At 62.4% G+C, this 23190-nt stretch carries 23 protein-coding genes; 9 read left to right on the top strand and 14 right to left on the bottom strand.

The genetic code is table 11. The features are described from left to right. Nucleotides 1–14: 14 nt before the first annotated feature. The 4 genes from ACIP5Y_RS07600 (at nt 15) to ACIP5Y_RS07615 (ending at nt 4309) form a co-directional block, all read left to right on the top strand. Nucleotides 15–683, top strand: a complete 669-nt coding sequence (locus ACIP5Y_RS07600) for a hypothetical protein (protein ID WP_400348470.1) — start codon at nt 15–17, stop codon at nt 681–683. Between the two features lie 325 nt (nt 684–1008). Further along, nucleotides 1009–1896, top strand: coding sequence for a hypothetical protein (locus ACIP5Y_RS07605; RefSeq protein WP_400348472.1), 888 nt, complete (start codon nt 1009–1011; stop codon nt 1894–1896). Nucleotides 1897–2340: 444 nt separating this feature from the next. Then, entirely contained in the window at nt 2341–3246 is a 906-nt protein-coding gene (locus ACIP5Y_RS07610; RefSeq protein ID WP_400348474.1) for an endonuclease/exonuclease/phosphatase family protein, read from the top strand. A 103-nt stretch (nt 3247–3349) separates the two neighbouring features. Continuing rightward, entirely contained in the window at nt 3350–4309 is a 960-nt protein-coding gene (locus ACIP5Y_RS07615; protein ID WP_400348475.1) for a hypothetical protein, read from the top strand. A gap of 186 nt (nt 4310–4495) precedes the next feature. On the opposite strand, the gene ACIP5Y_RS07620 is transcribed toward ACIP5Y_RS07615, so the two are convergent. Continuing rightward, the gene (locus ACIP5Y_RS07620; RefSeq protein ID WP_400348477.1) at nt 4496–4909 is read right to left on the bottom strand and encodes a hypothetical protein; all 414 of its coding nucleotides are present in this window, start codon (nt 4907–4909) and stop codon (nt 4496–4498) included. Between the two features lie 607 nt (nt 4910–5516). Here ACIP5Y_RS07620 and ACIP5Y_RS07625 point away from each other — a divergent pair. Both ACIP5Y_RS07625 and ACIP5Y_RS07630 read left to right on the top strand, forming a co-directional pair. Continuing rightward, nucleotides 5517–5660 (top strand): hypothetical protein, encoded by a 144-nt coding sequence (locus tag ACIP5Y_RS07625; RefSeq protein WP_400348479.1) that lies wholly within the window; start codon nt 5517–5519, stop codon nt 5658–5660. A 181-nt stretch (nt 5661–5841) separates the two neighbouring features. Then, nucleotides 5842–6267 carry a hypothetical protein gene (locus tag ACIP5Y_RS07630; protein WP_400348481.1) on the top strand — a complete coding sequence of 142 codons (426 nt, stop codon included), beginning with the start codon at nt 5842–5844 and terminating at the stop codon, nt 6265–6267. A 163-nt stretch (nt 6268–6430) separates the two neighbouring features. Here ACIP5Y_RS07630 and ACIP5Y_RS07635 read toward each other — a convergent pair whose 3' ends face one another. Next, entirely contained in the window at nt 6431–6739 is a 309-nt protein-coding gene (locus ACIP5Y_RS07635; RefSeq protein WP_400348483.1) for a GFA family protein, read from the bottom strand. 99 nt (nt 6740–6838) lie between these two features. Here ACIP5Y_RS07635 and ACIP5Y_RS07640 point away from each other — a divergent pair, with 99 nt between their 5' ends. After that, nucleotides 6839–8296: a hypothetical protein gene (locus tag ACIP5Y_RS07640; RefSeq protein WP_400348485.1), complete on the top strand. Its 1458-nt coding sequence runs from the start codon at nt 6839–6841 to the stop codon at nt 8294–8296. A gap of 72 nt (nt 8297–8368) precedes the next feature. On the opposite strand, the gene ACIP5Y_RS07645 is transcribed toward ACIP5Y_RS07640, so the two are convergent. The 10 genes from ACIP5Y_RS07645 to ACIP5Y_RS07690 all read right to left on the bottom strand — a co-directional run bounded on the left by ACIP5Y_RS07645 (nt 8369) and on the right by ACIP5Y_RS07690 (nt 15932). Further along, complete coding sequence (locus ACIP5Y_RS07645; protein WP_400348487.1) at nt 8369–8839, bottom strand: hypothetical protein; 471 nt, start codon at nt 8837–8839, stop codon at nt 8369–8371. Nucleotides 8840–8957: 118 nt separating this feature from the next. Continuing rightward, complete coding sequence (locus ACIP5Y_RS07650; RefSeq protein WP_400348488.1) at nt 8958–9101, bottom strand: hypothetical protein; 144 nt, start codon at nt 9099–9101, stop codon at nt 8958–8960. A gap of 489 nt (nt 9102–9590) precedes the next feature. Next, on the bottom strand, nt 9591–10604 hold the full coding sequence (locus ACIP5Y_RS07655; RefSeq protein WP_400348490.1) for a tyrosine-type recombinase/integrase: 1014 nt from the start codon (nt 10602–10604) through the stop codon (nt 9591–9593). A gap of 980 nt (nt 10605–11584) precedes the next feature. Next, nucleotides 11585–12184 (bottom strand): hypothetical protein, encoded by a 600-nt coding sequence (locus tag ACIP5Y_RS07660; protein ID WP_400348492.1) that lies wholly within the window; start codon nt 12182–12184, stop codon nt 11585–11587. Between the two features lie 138 nt (nt 12185–12322). Continuing rightward, nucleotides 12323–12802 (bottom strand): VOC family protein, encoded by a 480-nt coding sequence (locus ACIP5Y_RS07665; RefSeq protein ID WP_400348494.1) that lies wholly within the window; start codon nt 12800–12802, stop codon nt 12323–12325. Continuing rightward, nucleotides 12732–13073 (bottom strand): PCC domain-containing protein, encoded by a 342-nt coding sequence (locus ACIP5Y_RS07670; RefSeq protein WP_400348496.1) that lies wholly within the window; start codon nt 13071–13073, stop codon nt 12732–12734. Before ACIP5Y_RS07670 ends, ACIP5Y_RS07665 begins: the two co-directional genes overlap by 71 nt. A 41-nt stretch (nt 13074–13114) precedes the next feature. Further along, nucleotides 13115–13576, bottom strand: coding sequence for an NUDIX domain-containing protein (locus tag ACIP5Y_RS07675; protein WP_400348498.1), 462 nt, complete (start codon nt 13574–13576; stop codon nt 13115–13117). Nucleotides 13577–13703: 127 nt separating this feature from the next. Beyond that, the gene (locus ACIP5Y_RS07680; protein WP_400348500.1) at nt 13704–14048 is read right to left on the bottom strand and encodes a DUF6968 family protein; all 345 of its coding nucleotides are present in this window, start codon (nt 14046–14048) and stop codon (nt 13704–13706) included. A 3-nt stretch (nt 14049–14051) separates the two neighbouring features. Next, nucleotides 14052–14975 (bottom strand): DUF4365 domain-containing protein, encoded by a 924-nt coding sequence (locus ACIP5Y_RS07685; protein WP_400348501.1) that lies wholly within the window; start codon nt 14973–14975, stop codon nt 14052–14054. A gap of 75 nt (nt 14976–15050) precedes the next feature. Then, entirely contained in the window at nt 15051–15932 is an 882-nt protein-coding gene (locus ACIP5Y_RS07690; RefSeq protein ID WP_400348502.1) for a hypothetical protein, read from the bottom strand. Between the two features lie 197 nt (nt 15933–16129). Between ACIP5Y_RS07690 and ACIP5Y_RS07695 the strand changes: the two genes are divergently transcribed. Beyond that, on the top strand, nt 16130–16726 hold the full coding sequence (locus ACIP5Y_RS07695; protein WP_400348503.1) for a hypothetical protein: 597 nt from the start codon (nt 16130–16132) through the stop codon (nt 16724–16726). Between the two features lie 177 nt (nt 16727–16903). Then, entirely contained in the window at nt 16904–21094 is a 4191-nt protein-coding gene (locus ACIP5Y_RS07700) for a HEAT repeat domain-containing protein (protein WP_400348504.1), read from the top strand. A gap of 497 nt (nt 21095–21591) precedes the next feature. Here the strand turns inward: ACIP5Y_RS07700 and ACIP5Y_RS07705 are convergent, their stop codons facing one another. Both ACIP5Y_RS07705 and ACIP5Y_RS07710 read right to left on the bottom strand, forming a co-directional pair. After that, complete coding sequence (locus tag ACIP5Y_RS07705; protein ID WP_400348506.1) at nt 21592–22068, bottom strand: MerR family transcriptional regulator; 477 nt, start codon at nt 22066–22068, stop codon at nt 21592–21594. 10 nt (nt 22069–22078) lie between these two features. Next, nucleotides 22079–22942 (bottom strand): SDR family NAD(P)-dependent oxidoreductase, encoded by an 864-nt coding sequence (locus tag ACIP5Y_RS07710; protein WP_400349184.1) that lies wholly within the window; start codon nt 22940–22942, stop codon nt 22079–22081. Nucleotides 22943–23190 lie beyond the last annotated feature (248 nt).

The following is a 23190-nucleotide window of genomic DNA, read 5'->3' on the forward strand; positions in this document are numbered from 1 at the left end:
CACCGGCATGATCGATGGATCCGAAGAAGACGGGAGTTGTGGTGCGTGGGCAAAGGTTCCAGTTCGGTTCTGCGGAATGGCCCGCGGGCAAAGGCGTACTGCAGGTGTATGCGCCGGTAGCGCTGGAGCGCAATCCCGCTCTGGCTGAGCTGATCCCGAAGTTCCGAGACGCGATGACCGGTGCGCCAGTGGTCGCGGTGCCGGACCGCTACCTGCACGTGACGATCGATGTGGTTGCCGACGTTCCACTGGAGCGGATCCCGGATTCGGAGCTGCGCGAGCTCGCCGCAGCAATCGGTGAGAACCTCACCGATGTACCGCCATTCCGAGGTACCGCCGGCCCGGCCATTGCTGGAGGGACGGGCGCGAAACTGTATATCAGCCCGGCATCGCCACTCATGCTCGCGCAGCGACAGGTCCGCACAGCGATTCGAGCTGTTCGCGGTGAGCCGGCCGCGACCTGGATACAGCCGCGCCCTCATGTGACGACACATTTCTGCACGTTACCGCCAGGGGAGACGATCGACTCGGATCCGTGGAATCGCAACCTGTACAAGGCGGTCGACTCGTTGCTCGCACCGATCGAGATCACCCACGTGCTGCTGGTCGAAGTGCGTGCCGACGACACAACCCGCGAATTCTCCTGGAGCCCAGTGTCGGATCCCATACCCCTGGCAGGCTAGCTATGCGGGAAGGCCCCGATCCTCCCTCGCCTCGAGTCGCCCGGACGTGCCTGGTGGCTACGGCAGCGTGCTGTCCAGGGATCCTTTTGAGCACCACTTACTCAGCTTGCATGAGCTAGCGCTCAGTTAGCCTGTGAACCAGCCTATTTCGACGATAGGGTGAGTGCCGCACCGAGTTGGGGTAGCTCGTGGCACACGGCTTCGGGGCGTGACCGCCAGCCCGACGGATCGGTCACCGCAGTTGCGTGGATGGCAGCATCGTTGTAGCGAAAGGACAGTGGCGGTGTGAAGTCGAGTACACCGCGCTATCAGAGGGGAAGATCCGATGACAGCACCCGCGCCCAGCAGCGCCGCGATCGACATCGCCGAGCAGCTTATAAGCTGGTCACCGAAAGATATGGATGATCTGCCCCCGTTCGAGCCCGTCCAGCACCAACGCCTGCAAGAGGTCGTGGCCCGCACCATCGATGCCCTGGTGAACCGCAAGAAAATGGGCTTCGACGAGATCACCCTCGTCGATATCCACGAGATCCTGATCGCCGCAGTCCGGCAGGCGGGGACAGCAGGGGTATCGGACGTGGTGGATGTGGCCAGCCGGATCGTCTACACCCACATCATCGATATCGCTGAACGCTCCCCGCACGACCCTCCGTGGAAGTCGGAGTTCCTGATCCGAGATCGGCTGACCGCATTGGCTGACGGGAGCCTGTCCTCGGCGCCTCGTCGTTCGATCCGCTCCTTCGAGCCCGAAACGTCGGACGGGGACGACAGACTCACCGCGTGGGCGGATGCTGTCTTCACCGGCGGCGAACCCGTGCTCGCGCTCGGCGTGATCGAAAACGCACGAGTACTCACTGACACTGAGCACACCGACCCCGATGTGCTCAGCACATTGCTGCTGCGCCACGGAGGCAAGACGGTGGCATTGTCCGCATTCGGGCAGCCGCATTTCGGCCGCACCGTGACACCCGGGTGGCGGGCCGAACTCAGCACGGGCCGACTGCTGATCACCCACACCGACATCCGTTCACCGGTGTTCGACGGAGTCTTCGTCGCGCCCGGTGACTGGCGCGCCGAGGCGATCGATCATCTCGCTGCCTTCGGAGGCGTCTGCGTCGTCACCGGCCCGATTCGCAATGTCCACCAACTCGCCACCGCGATCACCGACGGACGCGCCGTAGCAGTCCGGGTGCCCCTCACACTGGGCGGCTGACCGCGCAGTCCTGCCGCCGGATTCCTCTCGCCGAGACGGTGTCCGACGACGGGCCGAACAGCTTGTCTGCGCGTGGTCGCCCAGCTCGTAGTGTCGGTCCCCGCCGGTCTCGACCGTTTATGATGCCGATACTCGGGCGGGATGCGACACTGTCGGTCTGTCGCCTCTGAATCCGATTCTGGAACCGTTTTCAGTGGGGCTGCCGATTGATTGGCTGAAATGTCGTCCGTCTGCGCGCTCACGCGTCCGGGGTATCCGAATGTTGTTGGAGTGGCAGCTATCCCGAAACGTCGGATGACCGTGCACAATCACCAATTGGCTGGCTAGGACTGTCCTCCTTGCCAGCAGCCCTCAGCTAAACATCACCCTCTGAGCGCGTTCGAAGCCATAGTGGCCCAGTCGATTTCACTCCCGGTCGCGGGGCCGCGGCGATACCCTCGAACCGTGAGAGTCGTCGGTTACAACCTGTTGAATTACGGCGCCAAGGACAGCAATGTCGAGCAGCAGCGTCGTGACCTGCTGCACTCGGTGATTCGCGGCTGCAACCCCGATGTGCTTGCGGTGCAGGAGATCTGGGCCGAGGGAGAACACAAGGCGAAACGAGCAGCCGAGTTGGTGCACGAGCTTGCCGAAGCCACCGGATTGAGGTGTGACCTGCCCGATGGGCGCGTCAGTGTCGCGATCGGGAATCTGCCTTTCCATACCGCGGTACTGTGGACCCCCGGTATCGAGGCGGTCGCGTGGTATTCCTGTTCGGGTACCCAGTTGTGGCACGGCCTCGCCAAGGTGGACCTGGATATCGGCGGGCAGATCGTGTCGCATGCCTCGGTCCACGCGACTCCCTTCGGACGACACCGCCGTGCCGATGAGAACGAGCGAATCCTCTCGATCATGACCCGTCCCGACGACCGGCCGCCGGGCCTGATCGCCGGTGACTTCAACTGCCTGCACGCCGATCGGATACTCGTATCCGCACACGACGGCGTGGGCGAGGGCTGGGAGTACTACGATCACGATCCGTATCAGCAGCCCGGCCTTCAGTGGCATCCGGACTTCGTCTACCAGTGCGAATGGGACTACGACGAGCGCGGGCAGCGGCGATGGTGGGGAAGTCGCGGTGCCGCAGAGGTGCTGTGGGCCGGTGGCCTGACCGACACGGCGGCGCACCTGCGGGTCCCCTGGCAACGCACCTGCGGCTACTGGGAGACCGGAGACCCGTTCCCGGACAGACGCGTCGACGCGATCAAGGTGACCCACGAGCTGCTGCCGACGTTGCGGGCTCACCAGGTGGTGGACAACAAGGTGACCACCACAGCCTCCGATCACCTGCCGGTTGTGGTCGAATACTAGGTGAGCGACAATTGCCGGCCACGTGACGGGAACCGCTTGCGAGGCGCGGTGATCGAGGTCGATGATGCCGGCTGGCCGGGGAGAGTGCGGGGAGGTGGTAGGGGTGGAATCGGCCGACTATCGGAATGTGGCGGGATGGCTGGCATTGCGCTGCCAGAACATTCACGGCCCGCTCTACGGGCTGCGAGTGGAATACGTACTCGGCACAGACAATTGGCACCGCTCCCCCATCGCGGGACCGATCCCGTTGCGGGTGAGCTGGAGAGGTGGCCCGACCGCGGTCGCGGTCGCCGAACTGCTGGCCGCAGAACCCGACCCGGACATGCCGATTCGCTACAGCCCCAACCCGATTGACGGCCCCCAGCTCAACGCGAGTCTGGAACTGTCGGAAGTACCGGTCGTGTTGCACAGTGTCGCCCCACACCCGAAAACCCCGACAGCGCCACTGGGTGAGGACCCGGTGTGGAAATGGCCCACACCCATGGCCGACACCGGTGCCGCACGCGACAGCGTCATCTGGCAGCTCCCCCCGACCAGCGACGGAATCGGGGAGGCCACCGTGATCCGGATACCCTGCGACATCATCCGCGACCCCTACTGGTCTCAGAACGGACTTTTCGTCGTCGACGACGAGTTCACGTTGCCGCCGCATCCGACACTCGACCTACGGTCACTGCGACGCAACTGCGAGCAGCTCGCCGACATCCGGCTACGCGCAGCCGACACCAGCTGGAGCATCGAAGACGCCGACCGATGGCTCGACGAAGAGCTGAACGGCACACGTAGCCGATTCCCTGCCGCACTCACCGCTGTGGTGTTTCGGGACCGCTGCGTGCTGCGGTGGTATCAGGGATTACGCATCCTCGCCGTCAAAGACAATCGGAGCACAGGATTCGCCCCCACGAGCTACCTGCCCTCAGCGATCTACAGCGCCATGGCATGCATCGAGGACCACCACAATCCCCCCACACAGCTTGTCGTGCACCGATTCGGCGACGAAACCCCGTTCCAGTTCGACCTCCGCACCGACATCGCCCTGCCCTATCAATACGGGCGACAATAAAAGTTATCGCGGCAACGACGTCAGCGTTCGCCGAAGCACGTCGGACACGACGACTGTGTGCCCTAGTGTGCACCAGGTGCTATCGGTGTCGGCCCAGCTTTCTCGGCGGCGCACCCCGGCAGGCACTCGACACCGGATACAGGCAGGAACCGCCGTGTTCAAGGCCGGATCGGCGTCGTGTGAGGGTCACACCTGCGAGGCCAGTGGCGCCTTCAGTTTCATCGCAACCAAGGCCAGCAGATGTCCGAGCCGCTCACTCGCGCTGTCCCAATCCCGGCCGGCTTCGGCGAACAACGCCTGCGCGGCCCGGCCATCCCCGTTGACTCGTGCGGCCATGAGCCGCATCGCCCATAAATCCTCCTCGCTCAGCCGCAGATAGGCCGGGGGATTATCGGGCACATAACACGGCGGCGGCGGTGGTGCCACGACCGCGAACAGTTCATCGATCCACAACATACTGGCCTCGGCGACCACCGTGTCCGGACCCAGCCGCAGCATCTCGCCCAGATGCGTGAGCGCCGTGGTCACGTCCTCATCAATCGCCGCACCCAGCGCTTGACGCGCATGCATGCGCCAAGCCGGGGCGTTCGTCCTCGTCATCAATCCCTTCCCTCCACACGACCACACGACACAACGGCCGCAGGGCAGGCTAGTTGACCTGCGACAACAACCACGACCCCAACCCGCCTCGAAGTGCGCAAGCCGACATCGGTGTAGTGCTGTAACCCCCCGCACGACCCAGCAACGCACCGATCGACCCCAGCGTTACCCCCACCCACCGCACTCGCGTCGAGTACCGGCTCGCAGTCGCCGGTGCGAGAACACCGTGCGGGCCCATAGTGTGTTTGCGGCAGATTCACTGATTCGAGGTGTCCGCGACGGCAGGTGCGAGGATCATCAGATTTCTCGGGACGCAGGCAGAGGAATCCGCCGCGGGCCTGCGCGTGGTTCCCGGTGGCAAGGCGCGCTCTCGACGGCCAGGTGTGCCTCGAAATCAGCGAGCGGTACATACAGCATGAAGACCGTTGCCGTTTCGGCGGCGACGGGTATCGCAGCGGACGGAATCCACCGGAGCACGCTGCGCACGTCTACCCCAGGGTGGTGCAACGGCCGTCGTCGATCACCCACGCCTGGGCAGTCTTTCGACGCGTTGACACCTCTCTCGCCGGTGTTCGGGCGTGGCCTACTCCCATCCAAGGAGGAAGTCATGGGCAAAGAACACATGGACCGCGACGCCGCCGACAGGATCGCCGCAGCCGCCGAACGCGATCCGCACAGCCCCACCGCGCAATCGGGCTTCGACGAGCGCGCCGAAGCTGCCGCGGACCGCAACGAACAACACGACAACTGAACCGATAGAGCCGGTCCCGGCCCCGAGCCGGGACCGGCTCGTCCCCAGCGCCCTGTCTCGATCGACCTGCCAATTCTCACCCTGCGAACAGCGAAATCCGTTGGCGCGCATACCTCGCGGACAACAGGGCTGTTCCTCTCACGCTGTCCGGTGCCAGGGATGGTGTTCTAGGGTGGCGCAGGTGAGAAGCAGGAATCGGACCGCACGTTTGGCCGCGTCGTTGCACCGGCATCTGCAACCGGTGTCCCTGTCGGGGCTGACCGCGCGGGAAGCGACCACCATGCTGACCTACCAGACTGCGGAGTGGGCCCGTAAGCACTGGTGGACAGTCACTTTCGAAGCACCCGCTCGGGTCTCGCGCCCGACGCGACGCGGCCCCTACCGAGGCCGGCTGGATCTGCTGTGCACGTCCTGGTTCCGCCGCCCCATCGCGATCGAGATCGACCGCGCCAACAAGATGTGGTCGCTGGACAAACTCCAGGCCGAAGCCGACGCCGGAGCCAGCACCCTGTGGGTGCGGTGGGCCGGTGACCAAATGATCGAGGTACCCGCCGGGATCGGCCTGGTCGATATCCGCCACAGCGCCGGATGGAAGTCGGCACCGTAAACGAATACATATCCAAGGCTCAAGATGGCGGCTTATCCCTGCGCGGGTACTCCTCCTGTCCCGGAAACGAAACCGCCCCGGGGACAGTGCACGTCATGTAGATCTCCTGCCCGCCCGCTCCGGCCCGGTTCGGGCCCATGATGTGGGTTGGCCGGGTCGCTTGCTAGGAGTCACTGGTTCCGATAACCGGTAGCCACGCCACTGCGTTCTTGCAGGACTGGTGCACCGCAACCACACCCGACGGATCATCGAAACTCATGATCGTGATGCCCATCTCGTTCTGCAACTCACCCTCGCTGTCTCGGGCTGCTACGAGACTGTGGCAGCGCGGGCAGGACCCGCGCTGGGTGGTGGGAAAGGTGTTGTACCAGTCCGGCTCGCCCGCGGTCCAGCGGAAGTGCTCGTCGGGAAAGCCGGTCCACGCCACGACCGGGCCGCCGGCCAGCTTCTGACAGTGCCGGCACGAGCACAATTCCCTGTCAAGTGCTTCTGTTCAGGCGATGCAAGTTGCGGGATCGAGCCCCACCCGTGTCCTGATCTTTGTCGGCTTCCCGTGTCACGATGTCAAACCATGAAGATCAACGTTCCGCCACAGATGTACGGCGGGAACCCAGCCGGTCTGCTGGAGCGCCTCGGTCTGAGTATCGACAGGGCCCCGTCGGGAGCTGGCATCGAATGGGAGATCTCAGCAAAACCGATCGACCTCATCGAGGCTCAGACCTTGCACGGACCCTCTCTCAAGCGGAGCCGGTTCGATGTCTCGCGTGCGCCTACACCGACAGTGCCCGGGGGCATTCCAGCCGACAAGTCGGACGTGTTCAATCGGTTCGCGCAAGCGCTCGACGCACACCCCACCCTGCCCTCCAGGTTCGAACGAATCCGCCAGATGCTCTTCGCGGTTCCGGACAATGAGGTCCCCGAGACAATCAAATGGGGCAGCGACGTACTCGCCGCGATCCCCCTGACTCACTCAGATGGCTCGACCGAGCCGTTGTTCCCAAGACACTCGGTCCACGACATCCGGGTCTCGGATATTGCCTACCGCTGGTCGAAACTCCCGCAGGTCTTTCTTCGGCTCAAGCACAACAGCGTGGACGAGATCATCAAGAGCTCGATGGATGATCCGTCCGCCTTGGCATTTCAGTCCTCCGGGGCGCTGCTGGAAGGCACGATTCTCGGCGGACTCTACTTTGCGCCACTTCTCGGCAGTCTTTCTCCGAACGTCTGGGGGTTCGGCGCATCTCGCGCCGGCCAGATCATCGTCTATACGTTCGGCCGGCAGATCGGCGGCCGCGGGCAGGGTGCCACTCCGCACGCGATCGACTCTCTGGAGGCTCTGACAGAGCACCACTCTGCCCGCGGTTTCAACGTCGACGCGCTGGACGACTCCACGTTGCACAAGGCGGCGTATTCGGATGCTGTTGATTGGTGGGCCGAGCGGATCAACAAGACGATGGCCGACATCTTCGCTCCGACCAACTACCTTGACAAGAACGGCTTGTACGCGCCCGAGGCGCATCAGCGGTGGATGCTTAATCTCGAGCAGTTGTTGTCCCGTATCAGCGCAATCACTCGTCATCCTCGTGACGAGGCCACGCAACTGATGCTCATGTTTCCCGCGATGGACATCCTCGGCGACAGCTTTACCGGCAGCAATGGAATCGGTCAGCTCATGTCGCCCAAACGAATTCAGAAGCGGATCACCGCGATCGAGGAGCATGTCCCTGACCGCATCAAACCGGTGATCATGGCACCGGCCTACCGTGCGCTGGCTGCCGCAACTCAAGTTGCTGACGACTTCTTCATCGCTAGCCCGAACCCCGATGCAACGATCGAATCGCGGCTCATCCAACTGTGGAATGCACGCCGCAACACGACTCATGGTTTCGGCGGAAAGGGCAGTGAGATCCTCGCCGAGCACACCGGGCGCCTCCCGGCCGATATCGTCCTCGTCCCCATGGTGTACTTGCTGGACATACTGACCGACCGGCAGCAACTCCTTGAACGAATCCGGCGTACATGCCAATAGCTAAAGGGCCATCGGCGAGCCTGGGACTCGGCGAGGGGCGGCGCCTCCGTGGCCGGTGATCCGTCAGGCTTCCTAAAGTACGAAGGGAGCCAGGGGAATCCGGACTTCGACGGCCACGTCCCAGGACTCGCCCGTGTCGTCGATGCAGTGGACTCGAAGGTGGAGCAGCGTTGCATGATTCGCTCGGTTGACTATCAGACGCCAACAGGCCCGGTCGGCTGGCTCAACCTGTCCTGTCTCCGCAGTCAGGACAGGCGATGCGGCCGCCGGGTTGACACCTTCCTGGTTGGTAGCGAAGCTGATTCCTGGGCTGTCCACAATCGTGGCACTAACGCTCTTCAGCCCACGGTTGGACCGGAGCCGCAGCCCCAGCAAGCCGCCGTCGCCCTGTGCGTCGAATGTCGACGTCCAGTCAGGTCGCCGAGCGTCGTGCACCTGCGCGTCGGCGCTCGCAGCATTTCGGTGTGCGTATATGGCGCTGAAGATCGCCGCTGGGACCGAAACGAGCGAAATCAGGGAGATCACGAGCGCTGCTATCGCCATAACCCAAGGCTAGAGGGCCAATTCTGGCTATCGCAGCTGCACCCACCGATCAGTCTGAAGCCGTTCGGCTAACAATGCTTTCGTGTTGGGACTGGGCTACGGTCAAGGCTGAACTTGCTCAGTCCTGTGTACCGACGATTGGAAGCCACGGGACGGCGCTGGGGCGGAAGCTCGGCCGTTCCGGCACCAAGCCGGTGTGATCATCGAGGCTCATCAGGGTGACGCCGACCAATTCGGCGTCACCGTCGTCCTGGGCGGCCACCGAACTTCCGCAGACACCGCAGAACCCGCGCTGGGAGTTAACCGGTGATCGGGCATGGCTGGAGTCGGAAATAGTTGGGGAAGGTGTTATACCAGAACGGTTCTCCGCCTGGCCCGGTCCATTCGACACCTTCGCGGGGGAAGTCGAGCCACGACATGACCGGGCTACCGGACAGCCGTTGGCAGTGATCACAGCTACGCAAGTGGACGAACGACAACTGACCTGATGCCTGATACCGGATGTTGTCACAAGCAGCCACCAGAACGCATGGTGGACATTTCCTTTCGCGTGAATATACCGAATAGAATGGTGCTGGGGGCCGCATTCATCCGCTTGATCAAAGTCCTTCTGCGGGGCGGTAATGTTCACCGCTTCGAGCTGTCGATCTTAGATGCGTTGTCTCCCTTCGCTCGCCGAAATCCGAGCAGTGGCAGCATAGTCCCAGCTCCCGAGGTCGGAAGGTGAGCTGCTTTTCATCCTGAAGGGCGATCAGACTGCAAGTGGATGCGCTTCCCCGGTCATTGCAGCAAGCGCTTCGGCAACCTCTTCCAAACTTGCCCTGACGTAGGTAGCAGTCTGACCGATCCGGCCATCCGGGTTGGCATGTCCAGCATACGCACGAGCGATCGCGTATCCGAAGTTTCGTTCAACCCACGTCAGCGTCGTATGACGCAGCCAGTGGGTGCTAATCTGTTGGCGTGCAACCCATTCCAGTTCCCGACCGATGCGATTCCACAAGGAGTCGTAATGACGGCGGGTAATAGCCGCGCCGTTCCGCCGACGAAGCAGCGGTGCTGTCTTGATCGAGGTGTCCGCATGTCGGTCTGCCACATGCTCGAGAAGGGCCCGCATGAGCGTGGGGGTTACCGGTTGCCATCGAACGGTGTCACCTTTCTCGCGAAGAAACACGAGGCATTGCTCGGGGTCCAGGTCCATCAGGCGTAGAGCCAGGGCACCGCATCGCCGGCACGCTGTTTCAATGTGTAGGCGCAGAATCAGCGAGTCCAACTCTGGGTCGTTGCCGGTCGTCGCAGCCACCCGAACGATCTCAGCCAATCGGCTATCGGAGATGGCTCGTCTCGTGCTGGCAAGACGTCGCGGTTTCGCCACTCGCCGTGCGGGGTTGCTGTCCGCCTGGATGTATCCATCCTCTTCGGCGTGGCGGTAGATGCACCGAGCGGCAGCAATGAAGTTCTCCGCAGCACTACGACCGCCCCGAGAGTTGCGACGAATAATGGCTCTGCGCCTAGTCACCTCCGCAAGCTGCCTCAACTCAGATGCTGTCGGCTCAGTGAGACGACGTGAACCCCATTCCTCGACAAGACGATCGAAGTAAGTGCCGTACACGCGGAGGGTGCTCCCCGGTATCGATGTGATGAGGGTCGGTATGTACTCGCCGAAGGTCGGGACGACCCGAGGCGTTAGCTGTTCGAGAAGCTGTTCCGGCGTGAGCCCAAGCCGCTCAAGGAGAATCCGAGCCGCTTCCACTTCAGGAATTGCCATCGGTCAACCCCCGAACTTCGGAATGCAACGCCGACAGTGCACGATCGACGACTTCGAAGGGGTGGATGACAGCCAGCCCCTTCTCCGGACATACTGCGAGGACAAGCCTTTCGCCGACTTCAATCCGGCACTGATGGCGGACAACAGAGGGCAGGCGCAGATACCCTTTCGGGCTTACCCGAGCTTCCCCGTCGGGGCTGGCGATCACAGCCACAGTTCGCCCAATGACGCGAAGTGAAACGGGTTGATCAGGTAGCCACCCCAGTAACGCTATAAGCGCACGGTCGCCGAGCTGCCCATGACAACAGATCGTGGTTACACAGTAGAGAAACCTATCAGCATTCCGAGCGCGGCTCGACCTCAAATCCGGAACAGGAAGGCGCTTTATGTCATGTCGCGCTAAGGCAGGAACGGCACACACTGCCTGTTCCACCGGAGGCCCGGAACTATCATGACCAGCTTGGCTGGACCACGCGGTGTGAGGGGCATAAGCGACTCCGCCCGTTCTCGAAAGCCAAGCCTTATCGCCCCGATTCCGATTAGGTTTCGCAGATGGAGTCGCAGGTCGATACATCTCGCACCTCCCAACTCGCTTGCTGCCAACTGGTCGTATAACGTCATCAAACACAGGGAGATATATCTAATCAGAAAAGCAGTATTCGATGCTCGGCCACTTGATCCGCAGTTACCAATATCGAGACCGTCGATACTCCGAGTACTACCACGATAGTTACTTCAGTCCGCACCCCGCAATTGTCAGATTGTCAACATCCCCGTAGATCACATAACTTCGCTCAAGTTCCCGCAGCCTTTGTCACGTTCATTGAGACCTGGCGCCGCTAGACACCGCGGACAAGTTCTCGTCGTGGCCGCAGTCTCGACCGGGTTACTGGAACCGATCCTGCAGCGGCGCTGATTCGTGACCGCCAGGCCGCGAGCGCCGGCGTACGGGCCGACCACTCTCGCCGGGCAGCTACGGATCAGCTCGCGTCGATGAACTCGTCCAATGCCGCGCGTGCCACGCTGATGAACTCGCGGTGCGCGACCAAGTACTTCAGTCCAGTCTCTTCTGCTGTGCTGGCCCGGTTTTGAGCGTCGTCTGCTGAAGCTGACTGTGCTTCACCAAATTCTTGAACTTCCCGAACCAAAGCACCTTGCACGCCTATCAACTTGAAGGCCGCTTCGGCGACGGCCGCTGGCCCTTCGAGCAGCACCCTGTTCCCACGCTGTTCCGCGTCCTTGAACAGTTGCCGGATTTCCGCAACCCGAGCTTCCTGAACTGGCACCGGGCCAGAAGCCGCGCGACGGTCACGGAAGTACTGCTGATTGGCTCGGTCTGCGGCGTTGAGGGCGTCAAGGAAGTCCAGGTAGGCGGATTGGCGACGCGCGCGGCGCCATCGGAGATGTTCAACCCGCACTTCGAGGGCCTGATTGTCTCGATGAGTCAATTCTTGCCGCGCCTGCTGCCGGTCCAACGCGGCCTGTCGGCGATTCTCGGTGTGGGCCGCGATGATGGCCGTGAGCGAAGCGCCAAGCGCAGTTCCCAACACCCCCACGACCGCAACAAGAACACTGATCATGATCCACTAGCATGTCAAACTCCGTTGCAGCACACGGCGAATCGTCCGCCCGGCTTCCAGTTGTCGCTGCATCACCACAGACCTGCTCGGTGCCTGTCCGATCCGAGGGCCTTCCGCGCGGTCGACTACGCGGCATCGTTAGGTCCAGGTTGGCCGTTCGGTCAGCAGGTCCGGGAATTCTGTTTGGAGCACGCAGAATTCGTTCGCCCACGGATCTCGAAGGACCCAGAAGTCGTAGCCACGTTCCTGCTGGTGGTCCCAACGAATCGCTCCGAGAGCTTCCAGCCGGCGCACCTCGGCTTCGACGTTGTCAGTTTCGATGTCGAGATGCATCCGCTCCTTGGTGCCCTTAATGTCCGGCGTCGCCTGCAACAAGATCCGCACGTCGCAGTGGGGAATCCGTAGGCGCCGATACACGTGGCGACTTTCCGGATTGACAGCCCCCTCGGTCGCAGCTAGTGCTGCGCACCCGAACTCCGTCGCGCTGTCGAGATCGGATACATCGATGACGAAGTGGCACAGTCGACTTCGATGGACCATGGCCGACTTACCCACCCGCCGTGATCGGCACCACATAGGCGCGGGCGAACCATGTTCCAATCGTTGCCGCATGCACATGGCCTGCCACGGCCCGGTCGCCCTGCACGGCGAAGGTCGCGTGCACGTGGGCCTTACCGTTGCGGATTTCACCGCTTCCATGCATCTCGCCGGGAAGCCGATAGGTCGAGACGATGTCCGTGGTGGCGTCGTCGGCAGGCATGGTCGAGACGGTGAAATCATCGACGCCGCCGATCAGGGACACGATCGCCGCCTGCGCAATGCCGAAGGACTTCGCTTGCTGCTCAATAGATTCGATCATCTCACCGGTTTCGATCTCGAAGATCAGCATGCTCGGCATGCTAGCCATCCGGGCGAACTCACCGATCGAGTTCAGCCGACGTCCGCTCCCGCGCTCGGGTTTGGCGAGATGCTCTGCGAGGTACGCAGTCGGGCGAACCATGTTGAGATCGAACGCTTGTAGCCGTCGGGCATAGCGAGGGCAGCAATCTCATCCTCAAGGAACAGACCGACCTCCTTGTGCTCGTGTGAGAGCACAGGTTCAGCGTCAGTGTCGGGATAGCAGCCGTAGGTCACGATGAACACGTTCCGTTCGACCTGGTTGATGTAGTACATCCATGAATCGAGGATCGGACCTGTAGTGACCGGCCACTGCGTTTCCTCGGCAATCTCCCGGGCCACACATTCTTCGGGCGGCTCGTGCGGTTCGATCCGGCCGCCAGGCAGCTCCCACTCATTGCGCTCGTTCTTCAACAGCAGCACGCGTCCGTCCCGGACGACAACACCCTTGACCGAGATCGAATACAGATGCGGCACGTAACCTGTATCAGCCATGCCCGCACGCTAGCAGTGAGACCGACGTTGACCGCACGAATCTCATCGAGCTTGCGCTGAGTGGACTCCTCGTCCCAATGCTGGCAGTCCACCGTCCCGCTCATTTTCGGTCACCCGGTGGCAGCGTTCAATTTCGCTTCTCCCCGGTACCGGGCTCAGGTGAGGGATACGACAGCCGCCACAGGCCGTGTCCGGCCTTCCATCCGAGCTGTCGTCCGAGCCGCAGGTTCCACAGGTAGAGGACGGATTCGATCGCGTGCACCGCCAAGGTGAGCGCGTCCATCTCGTCCAACCCTTTGGCGTAGCCGTCGCCGCCACCGGGGTCGCCCGGATCGCCGCCGGTAATCCGGTACGGGCAGGCGTATGCGGTGCGCCCGAGTTCCTCCCAGTACCACGGTTGCGCTCGCCCGAGTTGTACGTTGAGTTTCTCGATTGGCCATGCGGCGCTCCCGCTGTCGCCCGGATCAATCATCCGTTACTCGCTGTCCGAACCCTGCAGATGTTGGATAAGTGGTCCCAGAAGGTCTGAGTGGTTCTCGATGAACTGTGCTAGACCATCTCCCATCGGAACGTCGAGTCCGCCCACCTCGCGATCCCGAAGAGCCTCCCTCATAACGCCTTTCGCGCCTGTCGTTAGCTGTACGGAACCGTTGCGGATGAACGGGACGGGGTGCTCGTCAGCACATTTGAGGAAGCTAGTGCCCAGGATCAGCAGCAATTCATAAGCAGTTCTGCCATCCAGACCGGTCTGTTCTGTCACCTCGGTGATCATTTTCGCCATCCCACCGAAGAAGGTGAGGTCGCCGTCGCCGTTGGGGAGCGTGATCAGGATCCGTTCAGCACCCGGGTCAAAGTCGACCTCCGCGTCGAACAGTTCACGCACGCGGTCGATCAGCACCTTGATGCCGCTGAGTTCCCCTTCATGTCGCTGTGCCCTGTTGATCGTGCGAGCTCGGATGCGAGCCAGCCCGTCGGCGTCGAGGAGGTTGTCGGTCGGGAATCGGATAGTACAGTTTTCGGTGTCCCTGTCCGTCGGCGGCCAATCCAGCGATTGCGCTATGTCCCAGTAGATCTGGTCCTGATCGATATCCCAGAGGGCCAGCACAACCGGCTGCCAGAAGTTCTCCCAAACCTCCACGTGGCGCCGCTTGAATCGACTGTACGAAACGTATCGGTCGTTCTTGCTTCGGTGCTTTGATCCGGGTTCGAGATGCTTGGCTTGCACGAAGAACATGTACGGCGTCGCGATGCCTTCATCGAAGATGCGGACCAGCAGGTCCTCTCCATAGTCGCTGCTGTTCAGCTCCTGCACCGTCCATCCCGCACTGAGGAAGGCGCCGCGCAGCTTAGTAGTCGTGATGTCCGCGTTGACATGCGTGTCGGGTCGACGTGGAGGCACAGCGAATCTCCTTATGCGAGTGGAAATCTCATTACCACGATCGGTCGGCCTGACGATAGCGCGCTCACCAACAGCTCAGGGCGCGGCGAGCAGATCACGGTTGACAAGTGTCGCCCAGGTAGCGATGGCGCTGTATTCAGCTTCTGGATACCAGGACCAGCTTTCGCGAAGTCTCGGCAGCGATAGATCCGGCGCAAGGCTGGAACCTGCGAAGCCGATCCCTGGGCCGAAGTCGGTCGGTCGCGATGCACCGTATCCGCAAACGCCCAGGCCATCGGCGGATTTCCGTGCCGACAGCACGAGCCCGGCCGCCAGGCAATTCCGGACGAAAGCTGCTTCATTGTGGGCATTGATCGCGGACTCGCGCACCAGGCGCTCGATAGTAATCCGCTCAGGCTCATCCCAGCCGTGGCGGCGCGCCTTGTCCAGCTCGCCGCGCGACGGCCACACACGTTTCGGAGTGGAGTTACCGGTACGTGGGAGCACCGGGATCGTCCCATCAGGCCGATAGTCCGCCACGACAGTCAGATAGGCGTCGATCACAGAGTGGGCGATCGCGAGGCCACTCGCGCCTGGACCGCTGCTCTGCGCCATGATAAACACGGTGAGCGCCATCATGATTTGCTCCCGAACCTCTTGCCAGTTCTCGCCGTCCGCGTCGATGCCGTACGCATCCTCGACGGCGAGCAGTGCGGGCCCGAGTTCGTCGAATAGTTCGGCCGCAACAGGATTCGCGCGAGACCACAGATGCGCCGTATCGACCCAGGTCTGGACCTGCTCCCGCATAGACATCGACATCCGTCCGGTCATGTCGACCCGCTCGACACAACACAACGCGGCTAACGAACAATTCGCGCACATCAACGGGTGAGAGGGGTTGCGGTGCGCACAGACCGAGCCGGTCGCCACAATGAGAAAGTTACCCATGAACTCATCGACGCACTCGATGTCCGACATGTAGCACATGCCGCAGCGACAACCCCATTGCCAAACGTTCCGGTACGGTGACCCCTCGTCCAGAACGCCTACAGCTACCCGAAGCTCGTTGGCTCCTGCGAGATCCATGCGCCACATAGTGACAGCACACACCGACAAACCGCCGCTGATTATGAATGGCCCTTCAATGTCGTTGGGGCAGTGCATGATCGGATGACATGAGCACGCCTTGGCCTTCAGCGTCGTTGGTGTCGATCGACGTCGAGCCCGGTGGCCGAACCAGCCCGTTCGGGTACATCGGGATCGCCGAGATCATCGGCAACGCCGTCGAGGACTCATGGCTGGTCAAGTTCCGATCACCGCATTACGGTTGGCCCGCAACAAGTGTCAATCCCACACCCCGATTCATCGAGGTGTGGCCCTACGTCGATGCGTTCATAGGGGAGCGGCTTACCGCAGCGTACGGATACAGCTACGACATAAAGCAACTCGTGCGGCTCCTCAACCTCGAAAAGCTGCCTATCCGCCCCATACCCGTCGTTAACGGGCTGGCTCTGGCCAGATCGCTCTGGCCCGCCGCCGGCTCCCTGCAAACGGTGGTGCTCGGTCTAAATCTGCTCACGCGTGATGAACTGAGCGCGGTGTACGACACGCGCCCGTCGACACAGCCGGCCAACAAGTGGCTTCTGCACGATGCCGAGGACGATGCACTCGCCAACGCGCGACTCTTCCTCCATGCTGCCGGTGGCGGATTCGACGTGGATAGCATCATCACCGCCCACAAGCTCCACGTCCGATACCTCACGCCCACCTAGGCAAACAGCCAAGAACACCGGGTACGTGATGCGACCTCACAGCAGCCACTGCTGGCGCGAGCTCCCCCACACCCGGCGTGCTCTGCGGGCCCACCACGTACCATCCGCCGCGCGCACTGGCAACTCAACGAGGGGTGTCGCGCCGATGGCGATGCCCCGAGTTCGGTTGGCTCGCGGGTGGATCAAGAGGTCTGGTTCTTCGTCGACGGCCACTCAGACCTGGCGGTCGTGCGAGATGATGGTCTGATGCCCGACTACAACATCGATCGGCTCGGTGATCGTACGTTCGAGCAATTGGTGGTCAGCCTCGCCGCGCACGTGCTCGGACCCGGGGTCTCAGCTTTCGGCGACGGAGCCGACGGCGGCCGCGAAGCCACCTACGAGGGATCGATCAACTGGTCCGCTACCACAACTGACGGCGACGACATCTGGAGCGGATACACGGTCATCCAAGCCAAATTCCACTACCACCCTACAAGCGTCAAATCCAATGCCTCCTGGCTCAAGGCTGAGATCACCAAAGAACTCGACCGGTGGGTGGAGGCGCTCGGCAAAGGCTCCCGCATTCGCGCTCCCCACTATCTCATCGTGGCTTCGAATGTCCGCCTTTCCCCCGCCGGGGTTGTCGGCGGAATCGATACACTGCAGGAGCACTTCACATCCGTGCTCGCCGATCGCACGCATCCGGTCGGTCGGCTCGGCATCCGGGAGATCCGACTGTGGCACGCCGACCAGATCCACACCCTCCTCGACGGTGCCGAGACCGTACGGCGCGCCTTCCCCGCATTACTTACTGTCGGCGACGTACTCGCCCGCATCGACAACACCCTCGTCCGCAACCCAACAGTGCATCCGCCGTTCGCTGAGCTGCGCCGGGACTACACCGTCGGCTTGCGCCAGCGATTGCGAAGCATTGACCTTGAGATCTTGGCCCCTCCTGGGGAATTCAGTGACCATCCGGTGATGGGTTTGGAGTCCATCTTCGTACCTCAATCCGTGCGCGCCGACCTTGCACCTGTGGAACTGCCCAAGTCGTTGCGGCAGATCCTTATCGACGGCGGGCAAATCACTGACCACGAGCTACCAAACTTTGTTGACAAACAGCATCTGGAGGCATTGCGACGGGCATATCACGCCCGGCCACCGGAACCTGTCCTCGACGCCGTAGCGGCGCCACAGCGCCGGCGGACCGTGCTCCTGGGCGATCCCGGCGCTGGCAAATCCGCCTTCGCACGGTATCTCGTCCTTCGACTAGCCGCGCCGCATGGGGACGAACCGAGCCAACTACCACTGGTTTCTCAACCAATATCCCCGATGCTTCAACCCGCGCCAGTGGCACCGGACTTCGAGATAGTGGCCAACCACCCCGTCCCGGACCAGGAGGATGTGCCTACCTACCTGCGACGCATAGCCCCAACGTGCCTGCCTCGCAACATCGCTGGAATGAGGACGTCATCGAACACACCCGGTGACGATGAGCTTGGCAGGATCGCCGACGCCTGGGTGTATATCCGCACTCTCGTTCAGAAGTACTCACCGGCATTGCAGGCGATGTTGCACGGGGCCAAGCCACACGCGATCAACGGTGATGTGCTCGAACTCCGCCACGACTTCGGCCAGTTGGCTGTCCGACTTAGTGATCCGAGCAATACCTCTGCTCTGGCCACCGCCATCGAAATCGTCACCGGCCGCGAGTACACTATCCGGTGGCTTGTGCCCGCACCCTCAGCACGCGACAACCATTCGGACGAGCCAATCGAAACCATTCCGGTACGTCCCGCTGGCGATCTGTCGCATCTCGCCGGGTGGCTTCCGGTATGGATTGAGCTGCGTAACTATGCCTCGCATCAGCCGCAGTGCAACACCGTCCTCGACTTCCTGGACATGCAGTACGCCAACGAACACTTCGGATTCCCAAAAGACCTTCTCGATGACTACCTGCGTCAGGATGGACGCGCGGTAGTCGTGTTCGACGGCCTAGACGAGATCTTCGACCCGCGCATCCGTGAGCAGGTTACCCGGCAGATCGAGGGGTTCGCCCGCCGCTACAACCGCGTTCGGATCCTCGTCACGTCGCGGGTCCTCGGATACCGCCGGAAGCTCTTGGCAGACACGGGGTTCGACCACCTCACACTCCAGGATCTAACCCGTGGCCAAATAGGTGAATTCGCGCATCGGTGGTCAACCCACGCGTATCCGCACAACCTCGCAGAAGCCACACAGATGCGGCACCGCCTTCTGACCGCAATCGACAAATCAACTGCCGTCGGTGAACTCGCCGCGAACCCCCTGCTGCTGACGATCCTGGCATCGGCCGCACGTCACAGCGACCTCCCCCGTGACCGGCATTCAGTCCTGCGTCATGCCGTCACCGTCCTCGTCGAACAGTGGGATACCAGCAAACTTCTGTCTGATGACCGCCCCGACGCCATTAAGCTCGATGGCCACGACAAGCTGAGACTACTTCACCTGGCAGCTCGCCGGATGCACGACGCCGACGCTGCTTCAGGGAACCACTGTCCCGGCCCTGTGCTCGTCGAGCAATTCCGCGAATATCTGTGCAGGACATTATATTTGCCCGCCGATCAGGCCGTCCTCGCAGCCCGCACCATGTTGACACGATTCCGCGAACGCAACGGACTGCTCGCACACCTTGGCTCAGATGTGTACGGCTTCATACACAGAGCCTTCCTCGACTATCTCGCAGCAGACGACATCCAAGCGCGATTCCGCAACAACGAGCTCACAGCGCAGGAGCTGGTGACGGCCTTCGTCACTAAGGCTGGCGACTCAGCATGGACTGCGGCGCTGCTCCTCACCTCAAAAATGCTCCCTGATTCATTACGGGTCACTCTCAGTGCCGAACTCATCAACCACGGCGACACCGCGATGGTTTACGACTCCGGCCACACCGACCCCGATGACGATTACTGGGAGGAGCTCGTCCCTACGTTGCACACCAGTCTCGCACTGTCCATCCTGGGCGGGCTGCTTCCGACTGCAACGGCTACCACTTTCGGGCCGCATACGGCCGACATCACCCGCGGCATAACCCGCCTCCTGGAGGAATCCTGCCGAGCCGAATCACAACGGCTCTCAGGTGCGGTTAGCTCGGTGAGCTCTCTGCTCGGTCATCGCTGGTGGGTAGATCGCCGACAGTACCTTTCGTGGTACCAAACCTTTTTCTCTCATCCCCGCTACCACCTGCCCCCGACTTCCGACTGGTTTCTTGGGCAGACGGCTTCCTGGAAACAAGCCGCTTGTCTGTATGTCGATCTCCATCCTCGCGACCGCCGTACCCTCAGCCGTTTCACCCAAAGCACTGACCCCATGTTGTGTCTGCTTGCGCTTGAGCGACTCGTCAAATCCCATGCGACACACCCGGACACACTTGAGATACTGCGGCGACACGCGCTCCGCAATACCACCCCGGAAGGCCGTGAGATAGCGGTTTCGGCCGTCGGGGAATTCTGGACGGGACACCCCGAGACTCTGGAACTGCTGCACGCTCGGACTACCGACGAAAGTTTCGAAGTACGACTCTGTGCCTTGACCCAACTCGTTCGACACTGGCCTACCGACACCGCCACATTGCCCCGACTCGTCGCCGCGATCGCCGACGACCCTGACGATGAACTCCGCGTCGAAATGGTGAAGGCGAGCGCTACGAGCTGGCCCAACGACCCCAGGATCGTCGAGGCTCTCTGTGGTCGGGTCTTCGAGGACACAAGCCACAGCGTCCGTCTCGACGCACTCGAGACGCTGATTGCGATGAACACCGACGACGAACTCCTCTACCGAATCGTCGACCACGCCCGCGGCGATGAAGAAGAAGCGGTCTATGTCGTCGCGGATACCGCCCACGCATCAATAACCCCACGCCTCGTTCTCCGCCACGCCGGGTTCAAACCCGTTGGCCCGACTACCGAGACGGTCGCGGCCGTTACCGTCGCCAACGCCGACTCCTTGATCTACAACGCCGACGCGACGGCAATCATCGAACCCGGATCCAACTTCGCTCAACAGCTCAACGACACTTGCACGCACCTTCTAAACCAGAACTCGTTCGCTGACACCGGCGGGCTTCTGTACATCGCGCTACACCCGGACCACAGGTGGCGGCAAGTGTGGCGTCAGGTACGGATCAGCGGCGAACCGGACTTTGCCGACCTCTTACGAGGTGAGCTTGCCCCCCGACAACAACCAGGGGTGGGACACCGCGGCCCGACGCATCTGCCCCGTCGATCGAGACCGACTACGTGTTTTGTGCTGACGGCATTCGATGGGCACGCGCTGCTCGGCGTGCGAATCAACAACGACCATACCTTCGTGACCCTCGCAACCCGACCTGGCAACCTCCTCGAATAGATCGAGAGGCACCTCGAAGATCGCCAATGGCGACCACATGAGAACAGGCGACACCGGCCGAATCGCCGAATTTTCAGCGCCTTGACCGGCCCAGATCCGAGGGCTACCCTCTACCACATGAACACTCACAGCCTGGCTGTGAGTAGGGAAAGTGTGTCAAAGTCCCTGATGGCGCACCACAATGTGGCCCTTGACCAGACATCCTGGCCAGGGGCCATATTCGTTCTACCTGTCCTGCCAGGTGATTTCCAAAGAAACCCCAAGAATTCAGCGCCTACCCGTTCCGCTGACCGGCCGTCCCGCCAAAACCCCACTCCAGCAGCACAAATGAGTCTGACACCTGCTCGAGTGGCTACCGCTCAGGGATCGATCCCATCGTGCGGGTACCAGCCGAACGTCCGCAGCTGCCGCTACAAGGTTGTGCACTCGCGGCGGCCGAGTGTGACCGCTGCGAGGGGCACGAAGCGGTTGGCGGTCGACCAAATCCGCCGCGGCAGTTAGACGTCGGGGCCGGTGCGGCCGCCGTACGTGGCGATCTTGTACTCCGTCGCGGCCAGCGACAGGGTCAGTTCGCGGATACGGCGGCGGATCATGTCGCGGTGCTCGATCAGCATGTCGAGCCGTTCGGGCACGGTGTCCTCACCGGCGTCGACGAGCTCGATGTAGTGCTGAAGATCGCGCATCGGCATGCCGGACAGCCGCATTCGGGTCAGGAACACCAACCGCCGCACCGCTTCGACGTCGTAGGCGCGGTAACCGCTGCTGTCACGACCGACCTCGATCAGCCCTGCGCGCTCGTAGTAGCGCAGGGTGTGGGGTGAGACGTCGAGCATGTCCGCGACCTCGGCGATGGTCATCGGCGCATCGATGTCCGCGGCGTTCGAGAGACGGTGAATCACCTCGATCGAGGCCAGGTCGTCGTCCTCGTCGCCGAGCATTGCCAGCGCCCGTTCCATTAGTTCGTCCGTCGCCACGTCATCGAGCCTAAACAGGGCGAACCGAGGAGACGGCGTCGTCGAAATCGGCGCTGCGGGCGGTCTCTGCCCACTGCTCGACCTCGGCCAGGCCACGACGATATACACCGGACAGCCGTTCGACCGCCTCATGCCCGAGCGGCAGGCGCAGCGGGACCTCCTCGCTGTGCGCGAGGCGCACGATGATGTCGGCCGCTCGCACTGGATCGCCTTCCTGAACACCGTCGGCACCCGCCATGTCGGCCCGCAGGGCGGCGAGCGTGTCCCGGTAGCTCTCCGACACCGTGCTGAACTCGAGCTCGGCGTTGAACGCGGTACGGAACCGGCTCGGCTCGACGATCATCACGCGCACCCCGAACGGCGCGACCTCGGCCGCAAGGGATTCGGACCAGCCTTCGAGCGCGAACTTCGAGGAGCAATAGGCCGACACACCGGGAAACGCCACTCGTCCGCCCTGGCTGCTCATCTGTACGATCGTGCCACTACCCTGGCCGCGCAGCACGGGCAGCGCCGCCCGCACGAGCGCCGCCGGGCCGAACAGGTGCAGGTCCATCAGGTCCCGCAACTGCGCGTCACCGACCTCCTCGATCGCGCCGATCACGGCCCGGCCCGCATTGTTCACGAGCACATCGAGACGGCCGAATCGGTCGAGGGCGCTGCTCACCAGCCCAGCGGCGGCGTGCGTATCGCGCGCATCGAAGCGAGCGAGCAGACAGGTGTCGGGATACTCGGCTGCCAGGTCTGCCACGCTTTCCGGATTACGCACCGCCGCAACGACATTGTCACCCGCCGCGAGCGCCGCCTCCGCCAGCGCGCGCCCGAAACCCTTCGAGGCACCGGTGATGATCCAGGTCTGGGTTGCATGTGTAGTCATGCCGGCGACGGTATGGCTTCGAGCGCGCTCAAAGGCAAGACCATGCCAGGGGTGCGGTTTGCTCCGTGCACCCCTCGCCAGGTGACGCCCTGGCTCGGTGAGACTGCCCGCCTCCTCGGCGAACCGGCGCATGAAGGTCGTAGTGAGGGGGCGGCGACAAGGGGTTGGCCGGACGTCGCGAGCAGGCCAAACATGCTGTCCGGCAGGGTCGTCCGCTGCGATTCCGGTTGTGCTCGATGGAGTAGCGT

The organism is Nocardia sp. NPDC088792, from assembly GCF_044750615.1.
Classification (GTDB): Bacteria; Actinomycetota; Actinomycetes; order Mycobacteriales; family Mycobacteriaceae; genus Nocardia.

Excerpts from the sequence above, each read along its gene's own strand:
- ACIP5Y_RS07600 (WP_400348470.1), top strand. The coding sequence starts at position 15 with ATGGATCCGAAGAAGACGGGAGTTGTGGTGCGTGGGCAAAGGTTCCAG.
- ACIP5Y_RS07605 (WP_400348472.1), top strand. The coding sequence starts at position 1,009 with ATGACAGCACCCGCGCCCAGCAGCGCCGCGATCGACATCGCCGAGCAG.
- ACIP5Y_RS07620 (WP_400348477.1), bottom strand. The coding sequence starts at position 4,909 with ATGACGAGGACGAACGCCCCGGCTTGGCGCATGCATGCGCGTCAAGCG.
- ACIP5Y_RS07625 (WP_400348479.1), top strand. The coding sequence starts at position 5,517 with ATGGGCAAAGAACACATGGACCGCGACGCCGCCGACAGGATCGCCGCA.
- ACIP5Y_RS07640 (WP_400348485.1), top strand. The coding sequence starts at position 6,839 with ATGAAGATCAACGTTCCGCCACAGATGTACGGCGGGAACCCAGCCGGT.
- ACIP5Y_RS07645 (WP_400348487.1), bottom strand. The coding sequence starts at position 8,839 with ATGGCGATAGCAGCGCTCGTGATCTCCCTGATTTCGCTCGTTTCGGTC.
- ACIP5Y_RS07655 (WP_400348490.1), bottom strand. The coding sequence starts at position 10,604 with ATGGCAATTCCTGAAGTGGAAGCGGCTCGGATTCTCCTTGAGCGGCTT.
- ACIP5Y_RS07660 (WP_400348492.1), bottom strand. The coding sequence starts at position 12,184 with ATGATCAGTGTTCTTGTTGCGGTCGTGGGGGTGTTGGGAACTGCGCTT.
- ACIP5Y_RS07665 (WP_400348494.1), bottom strand. The coding sequence starts at position 12,802 with ATGTGCATGCGGCAACGATTGGAACATGGTTCGCCCGCGCCTATGTGG.
- ACIP5Y_RS07670 (WP_400348496.1), bottom strand. The coding sequence starts at position 13,073 with ATGCTGATCTTCGAGATCGAAACCGGTGAGATGATCGAATCTATTGAG.
- ACIP5Y_RS07675 (WP_400348498.1), bottom strand. The coding sequence starts at position 13,576 with ATGGCTGATACAGGTTACGTGCCGCATCTGTATTCGATCTCGGTCAAG.
- ACIP5Y_RS07680 (WP_400348500.1), bottom strand. The coding sequence starts at position 14,048 with ATGATTGATCCGGGCGACAGCGGGAGCGCCGCATGGCCAATCGAGAAA.
- ACIP5Y_RS07690 (WP_400348502.1), bottom strand. The coding sequence starts at position 15,932 with ATGTCGGACATCGAGTGCGTCGATGAGTTCATGGGTAACTTTCTCATT.
- ACIP5Y_RS07695 (WP_400348503.1), top strand. The coding sequence starts at position 16,130 with ATGAGCACGCCTTGGCCTTCAGCGTCGTTGGTGTCGATCGACGTCGAG.
- ACIP5Y_RS07710 (WP_400349184.1), bottom strand. The coding sequence starts at position 22,942 with ATGACTACACATGCAACCCAGACCTGGATCATCACCGGTGCCTCGAAG.